The sequence below is a fragment of the Austwickia sp. TVS 96-490-7B genome (assembly GCF_019331795.1).
Taxonomy (GTDB): domain Bacteria; phylum Actinomycetota; class Actinomycetes; order Actinomycetales; family Dermatophilaceae; genus Austwickia.
The window spans coordinates 1-18296 of sequence record NZ_JAHPZL010000002.1; the positions used below are offsets into that span (position 1 = coordinate 1).

Here is an 18296-nt window from a genome sequence, read left to right on the forward strand (position 1 = left end):
TGGTTGCGGCAGGTCTGTTGCAGAAGGGGCATTGGGGTCCACCTTCCCGGGGCCGGATGCGCTGTGGGGGTTTTACAGTCCGGTGACTCGGGCGTGGGAGTTCGCGGCAGGCGCGGTGGTGGCGTTGGTTCCTGCGCCGCAATGGTGGGGGCGAGGCGTGAGATCAACGGTGTGGGGGTTGGCCGGGATGACCTCGTTGGTGGCGACAAGTCTGCTGGTGACGGGGGAATCGCCGTGGCCTGGGCCGCTGACGCTCGTGCCGGTGTTGGCCACTGTCGCGGTGATTCTTGCGGGCGATTCACGGTCTGCTCACCCGAACGTCGTCACGCAGATGTTGTCTCGTCCACGATGGGTGGCCGTGGGGGACTGGTCATACTCACTGTATTTGTGGCATTGGCCGTGCATCGTGACGGCGGTGATGATCTGGCCTCGTCATGTGTGGGTAGCGACGGTGGCCGCCGGGTTGTCTGTGGTGCCTGCGGTGTTGTCGTACCGGTGGGTGGAAGAACCGTTACGCCGACGCTCGCTGTCATGGGACCGGCATCTGGTGCGGGTGGTTGCTGCGGTGACGATACCGCCAGTGTTGGCCGCCGGGGGACTTTTTGTCGCGAGTAGCCATCGATGGTGGTCATCGCGGGTGGATCGGTATGCCGAAGCGATCGGGGCAACTCATGTCGGGTTTCGGTATGGGTGTGATCAGCGGATCCCGTTGGGTGAGGTGGCGGCGCGGTGCACCTGGGGTGCTGACCGGCCTGGTACGCCGATCTACCTGTTGGGGGACAGCAACGCTGATCACATCACCGAAGCGGTCGTGGGTGCGGGGGAAGAGTTAGGACGTCCGGTCACGGTAGCCAATACGAATGCGTGTCCGTTTCTTGATGTGACATTCCATGATCACCGACAGGGTTGGCGGAATCAGAACGACTCGTGCCGTGATTACGTTCAGAAAACCGTGCAGCACATGATGAACACCCGCCCTGACACTGTTGTTATTGCCAATAGTGACGTGTATTGGCATGAACAGCAGATTGCGTTAGGAAGCCCAGGTGAGGGGTCGAGCACTGATCTGCGGGTCAAAATGACGGCGTTGCGGTCCGGGCTGGAGTCAACAGTAAAAAAGCTACGGTCCGCTGGGCATCAGGTGCTCGTGGTCCAGGGCACACCAAAATGGTGGGATTCTCATTCTTGGGATCCGCATAGATGCTCCACGATCAGCGTGATGGCAGCTTCCTGTCGAGCGGCGATGACTGTCACCGAGGCTGAAACCGGCCAGGGTGAAGTCCGAGCGGTAGTCCAGGATGTCGTCGCTGACGCTGCGGCATCTTCACAGGTGACAGCAAGTTCAGTGTCGTCAGGGAAGTCGCGGGACCCTCTCACAGGAGCGCATGTCATCCCGACGGTGGCGGTGTGGGATACCTGGGCGGAGCTGTGTCCTGAAGGAATATGCACCACCCATGATGGTGACATGGTGCGGTATCGCGACGGTAACCATCTCACGGTCGCGCAATCTAAAGTCCTTGCTGCGCCCTTGGCTCGTCAGTTGCAGGAATTAGGGTAGGCACCTACTCGATGTGCTCTTTGTGGTGTCGGGACGAAAAGACTCCATGAATGATGAGGATGACCATCCCCAGGGTCACCCGCGCCCACCCTCCGGGATCTTTCCCGTCATCGAGAAGAAGGGTTATTCCTTGGGTCATCAGGACGAAGCCACCACAGAGAAATACCATGGAGCGCCACGAAGGCTTCGGGCCGTCGGTGATGATCCCGAGATAAATCAGCACCTGCCGTGTCTTCGTGGACATCGCGCCTCCTGGTCCGGGTTTCGTGCCGGGCATGTCGCACTGACCTCTCTGGCACGGTACCGCGGTCCGGGGTGAACGATCAGGATGGTGAGTCGGCGATCTTGGTCTGTGGCCGATGTTGTCCAGGAACGATTCTGAGCGCGGGCTCGTCTCAGCTCACACCCGCTATGCCCCGACGTACGGCGGTGAGACGTTCGTCAGGAACGATTCTGAGCGGGGGGCGACGTTCGTCGGGTTGATTTTTGGGTGGCTGCGAGCGCTGTGGTGGGCGCTGAGCGAATGGGTGTTGCGGAGTGTGGGGCATGCACGGTGTGTCGTACTCGGTCAGGTTTTTCGGTCAAGGTCAGCTGTCACCGGGTGTGGCATCGCTCACGGCTGTCCCGTTGACCTGCATTTTCACCGTGAGACCAACGGATACCGTATCCGCTTCCTTCAACTGTTATGACCTGCATTAATGCCGCTGTCCGCATGCGCTCGTCCGCGCTCAGTCCGCACGCTAGGTCGGCCTATGACACCCACTGTCGCGCCCGGGAGGTGAACCACCTCAACCATCTCAGAAGTGCTCACTTTTCCCACCAGAATCAGAGGTATATAGGCTGGACCAGAGCCCGACGGACGTCTCCCACGGACGCGCCACCGGCCAACCCACCGTCTGCGCCACCGACACGAGGACCTGATGGGATCAGTCAAGAAACGCAAAGACACTGGACGTTGGAGGGCCCGATACCGGGACGCCTCCGGCAGGGAACACGCGAAGGACTTCGACCGGCAAGGCGACGCTCGCAGGTGGGTCGCCGAAGAAGAACTGAAAGTTCACCGCGGCGACTGGACCGACCCGCGCCGGGCGAAAGTCACTGTCGCGGAGCTGTGGCCAGACTGGTTCGCTGCGCAACGTCTCAAACCTTCGACCCGCACTGCGTACGAATCGTTGTGGCGTACCGTCGTCGCTCCGGTCTGGGCGGACATTCCGCTCGCGAAGGTCACTACTGCCGCCGTACGCCGCTGGGTCAACACGGCCGAGGGACCGCACGGGCCGGTCTCGGCATCCCGGGCTCGTCAAGCACACCATGTGCTCGCGGCGCTGCTTGATGCTGCTGTTGAAGACGGCCGGATCCCACAAAACCCTGCCCGACCTGCATCGGGACGAGCGCGCGGGTTTCTCCCGCCGTTGCCTCGCCACGAAATGCGCTGCTTGAGCCGCGCTCAACTCCTCGCCCTCGCGGACGCTATCCCCGCGCATCGTCCCGCCGTGTATCTCCTCGGTTTCTGCGCGCTACGATCCGGCGAAGTCGCAGGTCTGCGCGTCGGTGACGTTGACCTGCTCCGCAACCGGCTGCACATCCGCCGTAACATCGTCGAACTCTCCGGGCGACTCGTCGAAGGCGAACCCAAATCCGCCCGAGGCCGCCGTGTCGTCCCCCTGCCTGGCTTCGTCGTCGACGTCCTCGCACCTCTCGTCAACGGCCGACACCCCGATGCGCCCCTGCTCACCTCCCCGAAAGGACACCCTTGGCGGGCCACGAACTTCCGCCGCACCTTCGACCGTGGCATCATCGCTGCTGGCATCGCCACCCAATGCGACGGCAACGTCGTGCGGGTCCACGACCTGCGTCACTCCGGGGTTTCCCTGTGGCTCTCCGAAGGGGTGCCGCTGGTCACCGCATCCCGGATGGCAGGCCACGCCTCAGTCGCCATCACCGGTGACACCTACGCGCACGTCCTGCCTGACCAGCTCGACGAAATCGCTGAAACCCTCGACGCTGCCCACGAAGCCCGCCGCCCGCTGCCCGTCGCTCTCAACGAGCGTCGTTCCCGACCCGTTGCCGTCGGCGAACACCACTAACCACTCATCCGGTACGTCGATGCCGGGTGCCCTCCGCGACCATTGGTCACCCGCGCAGGGCGCCCGGCCACCCCTGACCCCCCAGGTCCCGGCCTACGGTGGGACATGTCAACGACCGCACGGAAAGAAGGTCCGACATGACATTCCCCCCGGTCAGGCAGGTTGGGATCTACGGGACAGGACGTCTCGCCGGTTCGTTGGCGGCTGCGCTGCACCCACACCCCGACGTCCATGTCTGTGGACTCACCGGTCGAGACCGCACCCGAGCTGATGCCACTGCCACCACCGCAGGTGTCCCCTCCGCCTCTCTGACCGATCTCCTCACCACCATTGACCTGCTGATCATCGCCGTATCAGATACGGCGATCCCCGACGTCGCCGAGCAGGTCGCTGCCGCCATGACCGGACCCACCCCAGCGGTCGTGCACTGCTCCGGCGCCCAATCCGTCGACATCCTCGCCCCCCTCGCCCGCCGCGGAGCGGCCACCGCCGTATGGCATCCGCTGCAAGCGTTCCCCACGACCACCACCATCCCTGCCCCAGGGATCACCTGGACCCTCACCGGCGGCCCCCAATCCGCGCAGCTCGTCACCATGCTCCAGCAACTCACCCACACCCTCAGCGGACGCACACACCTCCTTGACGACCACCACCGAGCCGCCTACCACGCCGCCGCAGTGCTCGCCGCCAACCTCCCCACCGCGCTCCTCGCCCACGCCGCCACCATCCTCACCGATTGTGGCTTCACCAGTGACAACGCCCTCGACGCCCTGCTGCCCCTGACCCGCAGCGCCCTCGACGCCCTCGCCCATTCCGGCATCCCCCACGGCATGACCGGGCCCGTCATGCGAGGAGACATCGCCACCATCCAGCATCACCTCAACGCCCTGGACGCACGTCCACAGACCGCCGAACTTTACCGTGCCTGCAGCCACGGATTACTGCCGTATGCTCAGGCCCGCGCGCTGTCCCCAGACATCGTCGACACCCTCACCACCATCCTCGACGAGCGCACCGACCACCGTTGACCACCACCCACCGGGAGAACACCGTGCCTTTCCGCACCATGGTGACCGGCAAGATCCACCGCGCCCGCGTGACCGCCGCCGACCTGCACTACGTCGGATCAATCACCGTCGACGAAGACCTCCTCGACGCCGCAGGCATCCTGTCCTACGAACGGGTCCAAGTCGTCGACATCGACAACGGAGCCCGCCTCGAGACCTACACCATCCCCGGCGCTCGCGGCTCCGGCGAAATCCAACTCAACGGCGCCGCAGCACGACTCGTCACCCCAGGGGACCTCGTCATCATCATGGCCTACCAACTCATCGACGACCCCGACCCCACCCACTTCCACCCCCGAGTCGTCCTCGTCGACCCCACCACCAACACCATCGACGCCGTCATCACCGACCGCGACGACCCCCGAGCCCTGATCGGCGCGACCCGCCTCCACGCCCCGGAACACCCCACCACCGACACCACCGGGACCCACGCCTGATGCGCCGTACCACCATCGCAGACCTACACACCCGCTACCACACCGGCGAACGCCTCACCATGGTCACCGCCTACGACTACACCGCCGCACGCCTCATCGACCGCACCACCATCCCGCTCATCCTCGTCGGCGACTCCCTCGGCATGGTCATCCAAGGCCACGACTCCACTCTGCCCGTCACCGTCGACGACATCGTCTACCACACCCGCGCCGTCATCCGCGGCACCACCACCCCCCTCGTCGTCGCTGACCTGCCCTTCCTCAGCTACGCCACCCCCGACGAAGCCCTCCACCACGCCGGACAACTCATCGCCACCGGCGGTGCCCAATCCGTCAAACTCGAAGGTGGCACCACCGTCGAACACACCATCCGACACCTCGTCAACGCCGGAATCCCCGTCATGGGACACGTCGGATTCACCCCCCAATCCGTGCACAGCATCGGCCTATGCGTCCAAGGCAAAGACGCCCTTCGCGCCGCCCAGGTCTACCGCGACGCCCTCGCCGTCCAACGCGCCGGAGCCTGGGCCGTCGTCCTCGAACTCATCCCCGGCCCCCTCGCCGCCGCCATCACCGACCGCCTCGACATCCCCACCATCGGCATCGGCGCAGGCCCCCACTGCAACGGCGAAGTCCAGGTCTGGCACGACATCCTCGGCCTCTACGACGACTTCCAACCCCGCCACACCCACCGCTTCGCAACCCTCGGCACCACCATCATCGACGCCCTCACCACCTACGACACCGCCGTCCGCAACCACACCTTCCCCACCACCGACAACTGCGCCCACCTCGACCCTGACACCCTGACCGCCGCACTCAACGCCGTCGACACCACACCCCCCACCGCCGAGGACCACTGACATGCACATCGTCACCACCCGCGACCAGATGCGCACCGCCCGGGCCCACCACGGCACGATCGGTTTCGTCCCCACCATGGGCTACCTCCACGAAGGCCACCTGTCACTGGTCCGCCGCGCCAAAGAAGAATGCGGCGCCGTCGCCGTATCCATCTTCGTCAACCCCACCCAATTCGGCCCCACCGAAGACCTCACCGCCTACCCCCGCGACCTCGACCGCGACCTCCAACTCCTCCGCGACGCCGGCGCCGACATCGTCTGGACCCCCCACACCCACGACATCTACCCCACCGGCGCCACCACCTACGTCGACGTCACCACCCTCACCGACACCCTCGAAGGCGCTCGCCGACCTGGCCATTTCCGGGGGGTCGCCACGGTGGTGACCATCCTGTTGGCGGTGACCACTCCCACCCGGATCTACCTGGGACAAAAAGACGCTCAACAAGCTGTCGTCCTACGTCGCATGATCACCGACCTCGGTTTTGGCACCGACATCGTCATCGCCCCCACCGTTCGGGAGGCTGACGGTCTGGCCTTGAGCAGCCGCAACACGTACCTTGACGAGGACCAGCGCCATGCCGCGTTGTGTCTGTCGCGGGCGTTGAACGCGGTCACTGCTGCCTGGCTCACCGGGGAACGCAACGCAGCAGCACTGCGTGCCTGCGGCGTCTCTATCATCACCGCAGAACCGCTCGCTGACCTAGCTTATTTCTCTGTCGCCGATCCTGACACTCTCGTGGAGATCCCCGATGGCAGCGCCCTCGACCCGGCTCGGGGGGCGCTAGTCTCCACCGCCGTCACGATCGGCGTACCCACTCTCATCGACAACGTCATCCTGCCGCCCCTGTGAGGTGACGGCGTCGCGGCCGCCACATCACCAGCACTGCACCCGCCACCACCCAACCGAGATATGGCACTAACGACAGGCACGCCAACGGCAGCATCGCTGACATGGGTAACGGCCCGAGACGGCAGCGCCCCCGCGCCGCCACTGTCACCGCGGCCAGACCGGCTACCACCCCCAGACAGAACACCACCTCACCCCACGACGCTCCCTGGCCTAGGACCTCCCATAGGTCGCTCACCACGCCACCCCTCCCACCGCGACGAATCCCCCGAATGTCGACGCTCACTGATGGTCGCCGACATCCTGCACTCACCATCGTAAAGAAGCGCGGTCAAGATAGGTATGGCGACACAGCTCTCGCAAATTGACTATGATGATTGTTCTCTTGCCAGCGACAGGACACCGGCTTTCCCTGATCAGCATCAGGCAATCTGATCCAGATCTCATTGCTCATGAATATGGCCCTGATCGAGACATCTCCTAGTCAAGGGGACGGCTGGGGGTGAGCAGGTTTGACCGCGCCGAAGTTATTATTGATCAGTGAAGACGTGGACTTGTCGAAAGTCGCGGGTCTCCCAGTAGATAGCATTTGGAGAGGCGAAAGGTAGGTCATGGTCTGCGGGGTTGGTTGTCACCGGTGATGGCGTCGGGGTGATCGTTCACGCAGGAGTTGTCTCAGCGACCGTTGACCGACAAGTTCAGTTTGATGCGAGAGACGGGTACCTCATCGAGATCGACTCCGTCAAGGCATGGTTCCAGGTCAAGAACGAGGGACTATGCGAACGCAGGCATGACGGCCTCTACGAGATCTCGGGCGAATTTGAACACTCGCCTCGATACCATGGACCGCCATGTCTGACCTTGCGCCGTTACTGGCGTGTGTCCATCCGCCACCCCGGTGTCGTTGAGTTGTTGAGTTGTTGGCAATAGCTGTCGAGGTTTCGAGGATCTGGTCCGCGGTCTTGGTTCACACGCAAGGTTTGGGGTCGGCGTTCCAAGCTCTGGGTCCAGGTACCGAACTCTTGAAGCCCCCCCGGCGTGTCCGGAGAGTGAATTCGTTGGAAGGATCGCTCTCATGCCACATTGATCGAAGTATTTCCCTGAGTTGCGTGAGCGTGCTGTCTGGATGGTGTTGGAGTCGGAGAAGGACTACCCGTATCGGACGGCAGCGATCAAGTCAGTCGCGTCCGTGTTGGGGATGGGATCGTCCGAGCAGTTACGCCAGTGGGTCTGCCAGGCTGAGGTCGATCAGGGCGGCAGGCTTGGGATGATCACGTCAGGGTCGGCGGAGCTGACGCGGCTGTAGGTAGAACTCCAGCAGCACGTCGAGGTCGTCGATGATCTTCGCGGTGGACTTGGGCCACTTCGCCCTGTAGCCCCGTTCGAAGGCCCGGGCCGCCTGCTCGGCGTGGTCCTTGTCTTGAGCGTTCCAGATCTCGGCCAGCGCGGCCTTCACTCCCGGCTGGGCCGACTTCGGCAGCGCATTGAGCACGTTGGCGATCTTGTGGAACCAGCAGCGCTGCTCCTTGGTGTCAGGGAACACCTCTCGCACCGCTCTGCCCAGAACCCAAGCGCGCCATCTCCCACGGCCAGCACGGGGGCGCACATCCCGTGGCGTTGCAGTCGCGCAGTAGATCAGCCCATGACTCGGTGGACTCCCGGTGCCCGTCGTCGAGCGCGACCAGCTCCTTGGTGCCATCAGCACGCACCCCGATGATCACCAGCAGGCACACCTTGTCCTGCTCCAGGCGGACCTTGAGGTGGATTCCATCGACCCAGCAGTAGACGTAGTCAGTGCCCTTCAACGGCCGCTTGTTGAACGCGGCCGCCTCGTCTTGCCACTGCGTGGTCAGCATCTGCCGGGCGCCGTCACGCACGATCTCGTCGAGCAACGACCCACCCGCCACCTCGTTGGACGCCACGGCGTCCTGGACTACCTTGAGCACTGGGTACACCTTCCCGAGCCGGCGCGCCAACGCCGACCCTGATCAGAACCTTGTGATTGCTTCGATCCTGCTCGGGAGGTGCACCTACTTCACGTCACCTCACCGAGAGCCATCCACAGGTTCTGTTCATTGCTCCTCCATACGAAAGCTAACTTGCCCTGTCCCACCCACGAGACGATCATCCAGATCCACGTTGCTAGATGAGGCAAGATACGAGCGGCGATAAGCCCCCGAAGTTCAGATTCTTGTGTATCATAAAACAAGCCAATATATTTTGGTGCAGTTGACTTTGCATGACCAGAACAAATAGCGATGTGCCCACAATTTATCGCTTGGCGCCCGGGGATCATCATTCCCGAAGATGAAAGAGTGCCAGATGGCCCTTCACGGTAACAACATGAATCAAAATTCCATCCGCACGGCAACCATTTCGATACTCCTGACCTTTGCATGCTTTTCTGCGGCACTACCTCTTTCGGCGCATCTGTCAAGATGTGATCTGAACTGGCACCTAGTTGCCTTGGAAGCGTTTTTGCTGATCGCAGGGACGATCTTTGGTTTATTGGCTCGAAGAGCGAGTAATCGAGTCAAAGATGGTAAATGAGCCCCCTCTTTTTGAAATCTATGCGCATTGTCATGCGGGAATTTTCCCTTTGATGAAAACATGTAAACATCCGGGTTGCAGGCCCGCACAGTGGGCTATTTACTCCTAGCTGATCGCTCACAAATAACGCCCTCTGGAATTTAGGGCGTTATTCACGAGGCATTTCAAGGTCATTCTTGGCTACCAGCCAAGTCGATAGAGCTCGAGTCGGGTAATGACGGCAATGATATCGGGGAGTTCGGTGAGTCTGCCTCGATAGCCGCTGGCGAGAAAACCTCAGTGTTTCCAGGTGTCCGGTCAGGGTGGAGGCGACTTGGATGCTGACACACTGGCAACGGCGTTGACCGGAGTAGGTGGCTTTGGCGACCTCTTGCCCCTGAGCTGGGCGGTTGCCCGTCGGGGCGTACGTGCCGTCGATGAGGATGGCTCGTCCATCACTAGCGGCTTCCTCTAGGGAGATGCTGGTGAAGGTCAGGGCTTCATTGATGACGAGGAGCATCCTGCGATGGATGCGTGAAGCGGTGGATTGTGAAATATGCAGCAGATCAGCTAGGAACATCTGTGCCAGAGTGTTCCGTAGGAGTTCCAGGGTGAGGATGACGTGTTCTTTGACGGGCAACCGGTGTCTCCTCAAGTCGATTCCCCGGGAGTGAAAAATGTCGGTGACCCGCCTGACGAGTTCATTGAGTGCATCGTGATCGAGTCCTGCTGCACGACTGGTACCGCATCGGTCGCTTCCCTGAGAGATGTGAGTCGTCTAACCTAATGATCTCAAAGCGGCCGATGTTTTTATGTATGTGTATGGTGACAGGTGTGTATCGATTGTTTCCCGGGGTGCGGGACATGGGTCGCTAGCGCCTCGTGAATAACGCCTTAAATTTCTTGTGAATAACGCTCCTTAGTGGGGCTATGACAATGGAAATCCGATGAGGAGCAGAACGCTTTGATATTCTTGGCATTGAAGGAAATGTGCGTGCATTAATGCGGACGCCCATCACTGCATCTTGTTTGGATGGAACCGCACTCAACAGCTCTTGACTTTCATGTCGTCATTGCTTCATATTCGCTAATGATGGTGCCGAGATATGGCATCAACCTCGGGTGCGTTCCTGCAGGTAAACGCCGAGGTAGGGGATCGCAAAACGCACGAGTCCGTGCCCTGCTGGCTCGATGGTGCCATTGCTGATGAGGCGGTCTCGGTAGACTCCGGCGTACTGTGCGGACACTCCCAGTCGGGTGGCGATTTCCCCGGTGCGGGATGGTCCTTCTCCGTCGATAGCCATCGCTTCGACGTACGCCTTGTCCATGTCTGAAAGGCGCGCTACTGCTGGTTCGTGCACGAGCAAACCCAGCCGTTTTGTTGCTTGTGTGACGCCGATGCGCACATCATCCCGAGTCACTGTTGGTTCCAAGGGATGTTGCAGCCAAATCCGGTGCCCGACGAGTTGCACGAGGAAGGGATAGCCGTACGTCGCTTCTGCTGCATAGAGCGCGTCGTCGTCGCTGAGTTCTCGTCCGGCTTCGCTGAAAGTTTGGACGTAGGCGTCGGCGACCTCATCTACGGGCACGTCCCCGAGGTCGTATCTTTCGGCGCGCCGCAGGAAGGTCACGACGTCGTCGTTGAGGAGATCAGCGACTGCCCACGGCAGTCCTGCTGCAGCAAAAGCCAGGTCGCGTTGTTCTCGGCGTGCTACTTGCATGAGTTCGCCGAGTTTGCGCAGTTCGTCTCGGTCGGCGCTTTGCACCTCGTCGACGGTGATGACGAGGCCTGTTTCTCGTGGTCGTAACGCGTTGGTGAGTTCCACCACTTGGGCTCGCAGTGTCGATTCTGCGGGGAATCTGTCGACAACGGTGCCGCCGCCCCCACCGAAGGGGGTGGTGAGGCTGACCTGGGTGAGTCGTTCTTTGGAGCGGGTGCCGTGCTCAGCGAGGAGCCGAGGGAGGTGGTCGCGGGTGAGTCGGTCGAGCAGTCCGCGTGACGCGGTTTCCCGGACGATCAGCCACCCCAGGGCGGCAGCGTGATCTTCGTAGGCGTTGAGCATCACGGTCTTGCCCGTGCCTCTCGCTCCGACGAAGAGGACTGTGCGAGTGGGGGATTGAGGGCCGTCGTCGAAGCTGTCACGGACGTCGTCGAGGATTTGGTCTCGACCGATGAGGATGTGGGGGCTGGCGCCGAAGGTCGGTGCGAACGGGTTACGAGCCATCCCTGAAGTATAAAAAATCACCGCGAAATATAAAGGAATCTCAAGGGTCTGGCGTGTCGCGGATAACCGTCACCTCGTTACGGCTTGGCATACGCGCCCACCGCGAGCATGTACTCACCGATCTGGGCACCAAACTCCGGAGCTCCTTCCATGATCAGTTTGCCCGCTGCCGTGGACTCGAGCATGTCGTCGATGTCGAGAAGGATCCCGAGCGCCGAATCCAACGAGTCGAACCGCAACGTAAAAAACGGCTGACTGCGTCGATATTCACCACGGGCAGCTTTGGTGCGTCCCCCCTTGACCCGCAGATACGCCCCCACATCAGGATGGTTGTCCACCGCCCAGGCATAGACCCGGTCCGGAGACCGCGACGCCCACCGACGGATCTCCGGATGCCCGACTTTGTTCAAGCCACTGATCCCCGCAGAGAGCAACGCAAAAAACAACCGTACGACGAGCGCTTTGTCGGCCTCTGCCGTGGGAGGTTTCGTCGCTCCGAGCAGCCTGGACAACGTGAGCAAGGCGCGAATGAAAGCGACAGCCAGGGCGATGCGGCGCGGGGAGCGCAAGCCGCGGATGCGTGGTGGTCGACTGGGGCGTCCTTGGAAGAACCGGTTGAACGAGGTGAGGGTCGGGAATGCCAGCTCGATGTCAGGGAGGTCGTAGGCGCCCATCCGGATGTCGATGGTGCCGTTGATGATGATGGCGTGCAGGGCGTGGCGGTCGCCGTCGTAGGGGACGCTGACTTGGATGATGCCGTTTTTCTCAGCGAAAGCGGCTCGGGTGGTGGGGTGGTCGGTGGCGAGGATTTTGATGAGGGGGAGGACGCCGCGCAAGAAGACCGTGGCGGCGAGGATGTCCTCGCTAGGGGCGGGTGGGAGGGCAGCGTCGGTCGTCGATCCGGGGAGTGCGACGTCGTATCGGGTTGGGTGGGTGGTCATCAGAATTCGTCGTCCCAGGTGTCGTCGTCTTCGATGTCGATGCGCAGGACGTCGCGGACCGTGTTCATCACACCGGTGGTGTCATAGCCGTGGTGGGCCATGAGGTCTTCGTGCAGGCCGATGGGGGAGTAGCAGTCGTGGAGGCCGAGGCGTCGGAAGGCGCAGGCGCGGCCGTTTTCGGCGATGACTTCGGCGACGGCGCCGCCTAGTCCACCGATGATGGTGTGGTCTTCAACGGTGATGATGCGACGAGTGTCGTGGATGGCGGTGCGGATGGCGTCGGCATCGAGGGGTTTGATGGTGTGCATGTTGAGGACGCGGCAGTGAACGCCGTCGGTGGCAGCAAGCTCTCGGGCGGCTTGGAGCGCCGGGTAGACCCCTGATCCGCAGGCGATGAGGGTGATGTCAGTGCCGTCGTGGAGGACGTCGGCGACTCCGATGCGGAAGCCGTATTCCATGGTGGTGTGGACGTTTTGGTCGAAGCCGCGGTTGATGCGCACGTAGACCGGGCCGGGTCGTTCGTAGGCAGCAACGACGGCATTGGCGGTTTCGATGCCATCGGCGGGGCACAGCACGGTCAGGTTGGCCATGGCGCGCATGATGGCGAGGTCTTCAGTGCAGTGGTGGGTGGATCCGGCCTGTCCGAAGCTGAGACCGGCGTGGGATCCGATCATTTTGACGTTGAGGTTGGGATAGCAGATGTCGGTGTGGACCTGGTCGAGGGCGCGCATGGAGGTGAAGATCGCGAAGCTGGAGGTGAAGGGCACTAATCCGCAGGCGGCCATCCCGGCAGCAGCGCCAATCATGTTGGCTTCCGCGATCCCGAAGTTGTAGAAACGATCGGGGAAGCGGTCCGCGAAGACCCCCACTTTGGTGGATTTAGCCAGGTCAGAGGTGAGGGTGACGATGTCGGGGTGTGTTTCAGCGAGGTCGGCGAGGACGGTGGCATAGATCTCCGCGGTGGAGAGTTTGGTGGTCTCGTCGACGGTGTAGGTCAGTCCGCCGGGCATGTCAGTGCTCCTGTCCGTACGTCGAGGCGGTGGCGGCGAAGGCGTCGTCGAGCGCAGCGAGCCGTTGCGCGTCGTACCTGGTCAGTGCGTCGAGGCAGCGGGCGTGGATCTCGTCGTTGATGGCGCCGTAATGCCAGCGGTAGTCGCCTGCCATGAAGTCCACGCCGCAGGCTTTGATGGTGTCGGCGACGATGCAGCAGGGTTTGCCGGTGACGGTTGCGGCGTGGCTGAAAGCGTCGTCGATGGCCTGGTAGTCGTGGCCGTCGATGCGGGTGACGTCGAAACCGAAGGCGCGAAATTTGTCATCGAGGGGTTCAAGAGCCATGACGTCTTCGGTCGGGCCGTCGATCATGCACCGGTTGCGGTCGACGACGATGACGAGATTGTCGAGGCGGTAGTGGGCCATGGCCATGGCGGCTTCCCAGTTGGAGCCTTCGTTCAGTTCGCCGTCACCGACGATGCAGTAGGTGCGCCAGGCGTGGTGGAGTTGGCGGGCGGCGAGCGCGAAGCCGAGGGCCAGGGACATGCCGTGGCCGAGTGATCCGGTGGAGGCTTCGACGCCGGTGACTTTGTTGGCGTCGAGGTGCATGCCGAGGCGGGATCCGGTGAGGTTGAACTCTTTGAGTTCTTCGGTGGGGAGCCAGCCGAGGTCGGCGAGGACACCGACGTAGGCGACGGCGCAGTGTCCTTTGGAGAGGAGGAAGCGGTCGCGGTGGGGGTCGTGCGGGTCGTGGGGGTTGATTCGCATGTGGTGGTAGTAGAGATAGGTCATGAGGTCGTTGACGGAGAGTCCGCCGCCGATGTGGGCGCTGCCAGCCCAGTAGGTGACGTCGATGGTGCTGCGGCGAAGTTGGGCGGCTTTGGTTTCGAGGGCGTGTCGTTGGGTGCGGGTGAGTGCCATGGGGTGTCCTTCCGTACGGCGGTCGCCGGGTCAGGGGATGTCTGGGTGGCGGGCGCGGACGGCCCCGAAGGCTTCGTGGGCGACGTCGAGGGTGTGGGCGATGTCGGCGTCGGTGAGGGCGAGGTTGAGGAAGAGGTTGTGGTGGTTGGTGAAGAACACGCCGCGGCGGACGCATTCGGCGACCCATTCCTGGTGGAGGTACAGGTTGTCGTCGTTGGTGATGCGCATGTACCACATGCTGGGTTCGCCGCTGATGCGCAGGTCGAAGCCGTGTTCGGCGCCTGCAGCATGGAGGCCTGCGGTGAGGGTGCGGCCCATGTCGAGTAGGCGGGTGGCGGCGTCGAGTTCGCGGAGGCGTCGGACGGTGGCGATGCCAGCGGCGAAGGGGACTGCGGATAGCCAATAGGAGCCGGTGTACATGACGGATCCGGCGGCGGCTTTGAGGGAGTCGGTGCCGACGAGGGCGGAAACGTTCCAGCCGTTGGCGAGGGCTTTGCAGTAGCACTGCAGGTCAGCGTCAAAACCGTAGTGGGCGGCTGATCCGTTGGTGTTGAGGCGAAAACCGGCACGGACGTCGTCGATGGCTAGGACGATGCCGTGGTCGGTGCAGAGCCGGCGTACGGCGTCCCACCAGCCGGGAGGGGGGAGTTCGTTGTCGGCGAAGACTGGATGGTGGTAGGGGGTGGCCATGAGGATGGCGATTTGACCGGGGTGTTCGTCAATGATGCGGCGTAGCCCGGCGAGGTCACCCCAGGTGGCGTAGAGGTTGTTGTCGACATCGGCTGCGGTGATGCCGGGGTGCCCGAGTTGTTGGGTCCACGGCGCGACGCCATGGTAGTGGCCGCGGAAGAGGATGGCTTTGTCACGGCCGGTGGCGGCGCGGGCGACCATCATGGCGAGAGAGGTGGTGTCACCGCCGTTTTTGGCGAAGAACGCCCAGTCGGCGCCGGTGATGGTGTCGACGAGGAGTTCAGCGAAGTCGACCATGGTGGTGGTGGGCAGAGTGGTGCAGTTGCCGAGGTCAAGTTGCTGACGGGCGGCAGCGTCGACGTCGGGGTCGCGGTAGCCGAGGATGTTGGGGCCGTAAGCGCACATGTAGTCGATGTAGCGGTTGCCGTCGACATCCCACACGTAGGCGCCGTCGGCGTGGGAGGCGTAGAAGGGGTAGGCGGAGACGGGGATGTAGCAGCCTTCGCTGGGGCCGAGGTGGCCGTAAATCCCAGCGGGGATGACGTTGAGGGCTCGGGCGAATAGCGCCCGACTGGCGGGGTAGTCGTAGGTCTGCACGGGGGCTCCTTCGTCAGGCCAGGTATCGCGCGGTGAGAGCGAGCAGCTTGTTGAGGTGGTCGAGCAGGGGGATGTAGCCGCTCACCGCGAGACGTTCGTCACCCAGCGCGGCGTAACTGTCGAGGCGACCGGCGAGGATTTCGCCGATGGTGTGGGCGGAGTCAAACCACATTCGGGCGCGGGCGGTGTCATCGACGCCGTGCGCGACCTGCAGGGTGCCGCGGTAGACGTGGATGGTGACTCCCGTCCCTCCGGCGACGTCGATAGCGATGTCACCGTCGGCCATGCGGGCCGCGTTGGCTCGTCCCAGCCGATCATGGGTGGCGATTTGCGCGAGGGCGTGGAAAGCGACGTACGTCGTGAGCGTGGTGGCGAGGTGACGTTCACTGTCGGTGAGGTTGGTCTCGGGGGTGGATCGCAGGAGAGTTTCCAAGCGAGTCGTTAGCGCAGTGAAGTCCTGTTTCACAAAAGACAGATGCCGGATACCCCGCAGCGGGATCGGCATGCCGGTCCCAGCGATGAGGGCATTGAAGTGGCCTGGCGTGGTGAAGGTGAGGCTGATCGCGCGGTGCTTCTCCGGTAGCGGCCCTGGAGCGGTCGCGGCACGACAACGACCATCAGTGAATGTCAGTGACAGTGGCGTGACCCCGGGCACGCGGAAGGTCACTCGGATCCGACGGTCAGCGACGATCGCAGCGGCTTGCGGGTCGAGGGCCACGAGATCTTCGAGGTCACGCAGGACGGCGTGGAGGTTCACCGCTGCAAGGGCACGTGGGTCGAGCATGGTGGGCTCCCCTCTGGCGTGACCCCAGCGGCACGCCATAGCACGGCCAGGCTACCTACCGATCGGTTGGTGCGGGCGTCCAGGACAAGGGTGTTTTCTGCGCGCCTGACACTAGATCAGTGCCGTAAAGCACCTTTGCCGACAATCGTGGCCAAAGCCCCCACGCACACCACCACCGCAGCAATACCCAAAGCGACGATAGAGGCGGTACAGCTCCAGCATTGTCGACGACCAGAGCGATAAGCCATCCACCCAGAACACAACCCCACCAAAATCGCCAACGGCGGAAGCACCAACTCCACCGCAAGCGCAACAATGGACAGGCTCAACGCCTGCAGCCCGGGTGAAATCGGGCGGGTGGTGCTCATGGGACGCTCTCCCCTCGTGGCCTCCTGGTTGGCTCATCCTTTCCGGATCCGTTGACACAGTGAGGTACTCACGTCACTGCTGTTCCGTTAGAGGGTCATTCCAAGCAGACGAGTGGGGCGCCACGCCCGACAAGGTGACTTCGGCGATTCCAGGACAACGACGCCCCCATACGCCTAGCCTGGGCGGTATAAGGGGAGGGCTCTGGGCCCGCCGCGTCATCACACGGCTGCGGCGGGTTTTTCGATGCCTTCCCGGCAGGGAATGACCTGAGGGCAACGATGCCCTGGGCGATGGACAAAGGAGTCGAACGCCGTGCAGCCGATGTCGCCGATCCGTGTAGTGGTCTGGGGTCTGGGAGCGATGGGGGGCGGCATGGCCCGACTCATCGCAGCGAAAGAAGGGCTCGCCCTCGTCGGGGGAATCGACACCCGCAGCGAATACGTCGGCCGCGACGTCGGTGACGTCCTCGACCTCGGCCGCACCCTAGGCGTCACCGTCACCGACGAACCCACCAGCGTCTTGCACGCCGACCAGGTGGACTGCGTCGTCATCGCCACCACCTCATGGGTGCGAGAACAAATGGACGACCTGCGCACCATCCTGTCCGCAGGGATCAACTGCGTGTCCATCGCGGAAGAAATGTCCTGCGCCGTCGCACAAAACCCCGAACTCGCCGAAGAACTCGACGCACTCGCCACCGCCCACGGCGTGTCTGTGGTCGGCACCGGAGTCAACCCGGGCTTGTCGATGGACACGCTGGTCGTGGCGCTGACCGCAGGCTGCCATGACGTGACCGCCATCGAAGCGACCCGAGTCAACGACTTGTCGCCGTACGGCCCGACCGTGATGCGCACCCAAGGTGTCGGCCTGACCCCAGAGGAATTCGACAAGGGAGTCGCCGACGGCAGCGTTGACGGTCACATCGGCTTCCCCGAGTCGGCGCGGATGATCTCCGACGCGATCGGGTTGGGCGTGGACAGGATCGAACAACGCCGAGAAGCGATCGTCTCCTCAGTCCGACGAGAGACCCCACACATCGTGGTGGAGCCAGGCATGGTTGCTGGGTGCAAGCAGACCCTGCTCGGGTATCGCGGAGACGAGGTCGTGCTGACTTTGGTGCACCCGCAACAGGTGCTCCCGGAGCTTGAAGGTCAAGGCACCGGCGATTACATCACCATCAAAGGCGTCCCCGAGATTCACATGCAAATCACCCCGGAGTACGCCGGAGGGACCGCCACCAAGGGCATCGCCGTGAACGTGATCCCGCACATCGTCCAGGCCAGCCCTGGCTTGAAGACGATGCTTGACCTGCCGATCCCGGCAGCGCTGATGGGTCCGTCGGCGTATCGCCGTCGCGTCTGACCCTGCCCGAGCCGTCGAAGAGAGGA

19 protein-coding genes and 1 pseudogene are annotated in these 18296 nt (G+C 62.9%); 9 read left to right on the forward strand and 11 right to left on the reverse strand.

Annotation, left to right across the window (positions count from 1 at the left end):
* A partial coding sequence (locus KEM60_RS02245) for an acyltransferase family protein (RefSeq protein ID WP_219105899.1) occupies nt 1-1558 on the forward strand: 1558 nt, incomplete at its 5' end.
* A 4-nt stretch (nt 1559-1562) separates the two neighbouring features.
* Here KEM60_RS02245 and KEM60_RS02250 read toward each other — a convergent pair.
* Nucleotides 1563-1802 carry a hypothetical protein gene (locus tag KEM60_RS02250; RefSeq protein ID WP_219105900.1) on the reverse strand — a complete coding sequence of 80 codons (240 nt, stop codon included), beginning with the start codon at nt 1800-1802 and terminating at the stop codon, nt 1563-1565.
* Between the two features lie 115 nt (nt 1803-1917).
* Here KEM60_RS02250 and KEM60_RS02255 point away from each other — a divergent pair, with 115 nt between their 5' ends.
* The 6 genes from KEM60_RS02255 (at nt 1918) to panC (ending at nt 6865) form a co-directional block, all read left to right on the forward strand.
* The gene (locus KEM60_RS02255; RefSeq protein ID WP_219105901.1) at nt 1918-2247 is read left to right on the forward strand and encodes a hypothetical protein; all 330 of its coding nucleotides are present in this window, start codon (nt 1918-1920) and stop codon (nt 2245-2247) included.
* Nucleotides 2248-2478: 231 nt separating this feature from the next.
* Nucleotides 2479-3645, forward strand: coding sequence for a site-specific integrase (locus KEM60_RS02260; protein ID WP_219105902.1), 1167 nt, complete (start codon nt 2479-2481; stop codon nt 3643-3645).
* Nucleotides 3646-3782: 137 nt separating this feature from the next.
* Entirely contained in the window at nt 3783-4673 is an 891-nt protein-coding gene (locus tag KEM60_RS02265) for a DUF2520 domain-containing protein (RefSeq protein ID WP_219105903.1), read from the forward strand.
* 38 nt (nt 4674-4711) lie between these two features.
* A complete protein-coding gene (panD, locus tag KEM60_RS02270; RefSeq protein WP_219105963.1) occupies nt 4712-5149 on the forward strand; it encodes an aspartate 1-decarboxylase in 438 nt (145 codons plus the stop codon).
* Entirely contained in the window at nt 5149-6012 is an 864-nt protein-coding gene (gene panB / locus KEM60_RS02275) for a 3-methyl-2-oxobutanoate hydroxymethyltransferase (protein ID WP_219105904.1), read from the forward strand. Before panD ends, panB begins: the two co-directional genes overlap by 1 nt.
* A 1-nt stretch (nt 6013) precedes the next feature.
* Nucleotides 6014-6865 (forward strand): pantoate--beta-alanine ligase, encoded by an 852-nt coding sequence (panC, locus tag KEM60_RS02280; RefSeq protein ID WP_219105905.1) that lies wholly within the window; start codon nt 6014-6016, stop codon nt 6863-6865.
* Here panC and KEM60_RS02285 read toward each other — a convergent pair.
* A complete protein-coding gene (locus KEM60_RS02285) occupies nt 6846-7100 on the reverse strand; it encodes a hypothetical protein (protein ID WP_219105906.1) in 255 nt (84 codons plus the stop codon). The genes panC and KEM60_RS02285 overlap by 20 nt on opposite strands.
* A 1053-nt stretch (nt 7101-8153) precedes the next feature.
* Nucleotides 8154-8715: pseudogene (locus KEM60_RS02290) on the reverse strand (transposase); the annotation flags it as partial.
* A 469-nt stretch (nt 8716-9184) separates the two neighbouring features.
* Here KEM60_RS02290 and KEM60_RS02295 point away from each other — a divergent pair.
* On the forward strand, nt 9185-9412 hold the full coding sequence (locus tag KEM60_RS02295) for a hypothetical protein (RefSeq protein WP_219105907.1): 228 nt from the start codon (nt 9185-9187) through the stop codon (nt 9410-9412).
* 148 nt (nt 9413-9560) lie between these two features.
* On the opposite strand, the gene KEM60_RS02300 is transcribed toward KEM60_RS02295, so the two are convergent.
* From KEM60_RS02300 to KEM60_RS02335, 8 genes are all read right to left on the reverse strand, one after another.
* Nucleotides 9561-10031 carry a transposase family protein gene (locus KEM60_RS02300; RefSeq protein WP_219105908.1) on the reverse strand — a complete coding sequence of 157 codons (471 nt, stop codon included), beginning with the start codon at nt 10029-10031 and terminating at the stop codon, nt 9561-9563.
* A 472-nt stretch (nt 10032-10503) separates the two neighbouring features.
* The gene (locus KEM60_RS02305) at nt 10504-11616 is read right to left on the reverse strand and encodes an ATP-binding protein (protein ID WP_219105909.1); all 1113 of its coding nucleotides are present in this window, start codon (nt 11614-11616) and stop codon (nt 10504-10506) included.
* 77 nt (nt 11617-11693) lie between these two features.
* Nucleotides 11694-12557, reverse strand: coding sequence for a hypothetical protein (locus tag KEM60_RS02310; RefSeq protein WP_219105910.1), 864 nt, complete (start codon nt 12555-12557; stop codon nt 11694-11696).
* Entirely contained in the window at nt 12557-13567 is a 1011-nt protein-coding gene (locus KEM60_RS02315) for a transketolase family protein (RefSeq protein ID WP_219105911.1), read from the reverse strand. Before KEM60_RS02315 ends, KEM60_RS02310 begins: the two co-directional genes overlap by 1 nt.
* Nucleotide 13568: 1 nt before the next feature.
* Nucleotides 13569-14468, reverse strand: coding sequence for a transketolase (locus KEM60_RS02320; RefSeq protein ID WP_219105912.1), 900 nt, complete (start codon nt 14466-14468; stop codon nt 13569-13571).
* Between the two features lie 30 nt (nt 14469-14498).
* Nucleotides 14499-15755: an aminotransferase class III-fold pyridoxal phosphate-dependent enzyme gene (locus KEM60_RS02325; RefSeq protein WP_219105913.1), complete on the reverse strand. Its 1257-nt coding sequence runs from the start codon at nt 15753-15755 to the stop codon at nt 14499-14501.
* A 13-nt stretch (nt 15756-15768) separates the two neighbouring features.
* Nucleotides 15769-16539 carry a hypothetical protein gene (locus KEM60_RS02330; RefSeq protein WP_219105914.1) on the reverse strand — a complete coding sequence of 257 codons (771 nt, stop codon included), beginning with the start codon at nt 16537-16539 and terminating at the stop codon, nt 15769-15771.
* Nucleotides 16540-16655: 116 nt separating this feature from the next.
* Nucleotides 16656-16907, reverse strand: a complete 252-nt coding sequence (locus KEM60_RS02335; RefSeq protein ID WP_219105915.1) for a hypothetical protein — start codon at nt 16905-16907, stop codon at nt 16656-16658.
* Between the two features lie 322 nt (nt 16908-17229).
* Between KEM60_RS02335 and ord the strand changes: the two genes are divergently transcribed.
* A complete protein-coding gene (ord, locus tag KEM60_RS02340) occupies nt 17230-18270 on the forward strand; it encodes a 2,4-diaminopentanoate dehydrogenase (RefSeq protein ID WP_219105916.1) in 1041 nt (346 codons plus the stop codon).
* The last annotated feature ends 26 nt before the right edge of the window (nt 18271-18296 follow it).

What these genes read in the sequence shown, in the direction of transcription:
- KEM60_RS02250 (WP_219105900.1), bottom strand. Translation starts at nt 1,802, where the DNA reads ATGTCCACGAAGACACGGCAGGTGCTGATTTATCTCGGGATCATCACC.
- KEM60_RS02255 (WP_219105901.1), top strand. Translation starts at nt 1,918, where the DNA reads ATGTTGTCCAGGAACGATTCTGAGCGCGGGCTCGTCTCAGCTCACACC.
- KEM60_RS02260 (WP_219105902.1), top strand. Translation starts at nt 2,479, where the DNA reads ATGGGATCAGTCAAGAAACGCAAAGACACTGGACGTTGGAGGGCCCGA.
- KEM60_RS02265 (WP_219105903.1), top strand. Translation starts at nt 3,783, where the DNA reads ATGACATTCCCCCCGGTCAGGCAGGTTGGGATCTACGGGACAGGACGT.
- panD (WP_219105963.1), top strand. Translation starts at nt 4,712, where the DNA reads ATGGTGACCGGCAAGATCCACCGCGCCCGCGTGACCGCCGCCGACCTG.
- panB (WP_219105904.1), top strand. Translation starts at nt 5,149, where the DNA reads ATGCGCCGTACCACCATCGCAGACCTACACACCCGCTACCACACCGGC.
- panC (WP_219105905.1), top strand. Translation starts at nt 6,014, where the DNA reads ATGCACATCGTCACCACCCGCGACCAGATGCGCACCGCCCGGGCCCAC.
- KEM60_RS02295 (WP_219105907.1), top strand. Translation starts at nt 9,185, where the DNA reads ATGGCCCTTCACGGTAACAACATGAATCAAAATTCCATCCGCACGGCA.
- KEM60_RS02305 (WP_219105909.1), bottom strand. Translation starts at nt 11,616, where the DNA reads ATGGCTCGTAACCCGTTCGCACCGACCTTCGGCGCCAGCCCCCACATC.
- KEM60_RS02310 (WP_219105910.1), bottom strand. Translation starts at nt 12,557, where the DNA reads ATGACCACCCACCCAACCCGATACGACGTCGCACTCCCCGGATCGACG.
- KEM60_RS02315 (WP_219105911.1), bottom strand. Translation starts at nt 13,567, where the DNA reads ATGCCCGGCGGACTGACCTACACCGTCGACGAGACCACCAAACTCTCC.
- KEM60_RS02320 (WP_219105912.1), bottom strand. Translation starts at nt 14,468, where the DNA reads ATGGCACTCACCCGCACCCAACGACACGCCCTCGAAACCAAAGCCGCC.
- KEM60_RS02330 (WP_219105914.1), bottom strand. Translation starts at nt 16,539, where the DNA reads ATGCTCGACCCACGTGCCCTTGCAGCGGTGAACCTCCACGCCGTCCTG.
- KEM60_RS02335 (WP_219105915.1), bottom strand. Translation starts at nt 16,907, where the DNA reads ATGAGCACCACCCGCCCGATTTCACCCGGGCTGCAGGCGTTGAGCCTG.
- ord (WP_219105916.1), top strand. Translation starts at nt 17,230, where the DNA reads ATGTCGCCGATCCGTGTAGTGGTCTGGGGTCTGGGAGCGATGGGGGGC.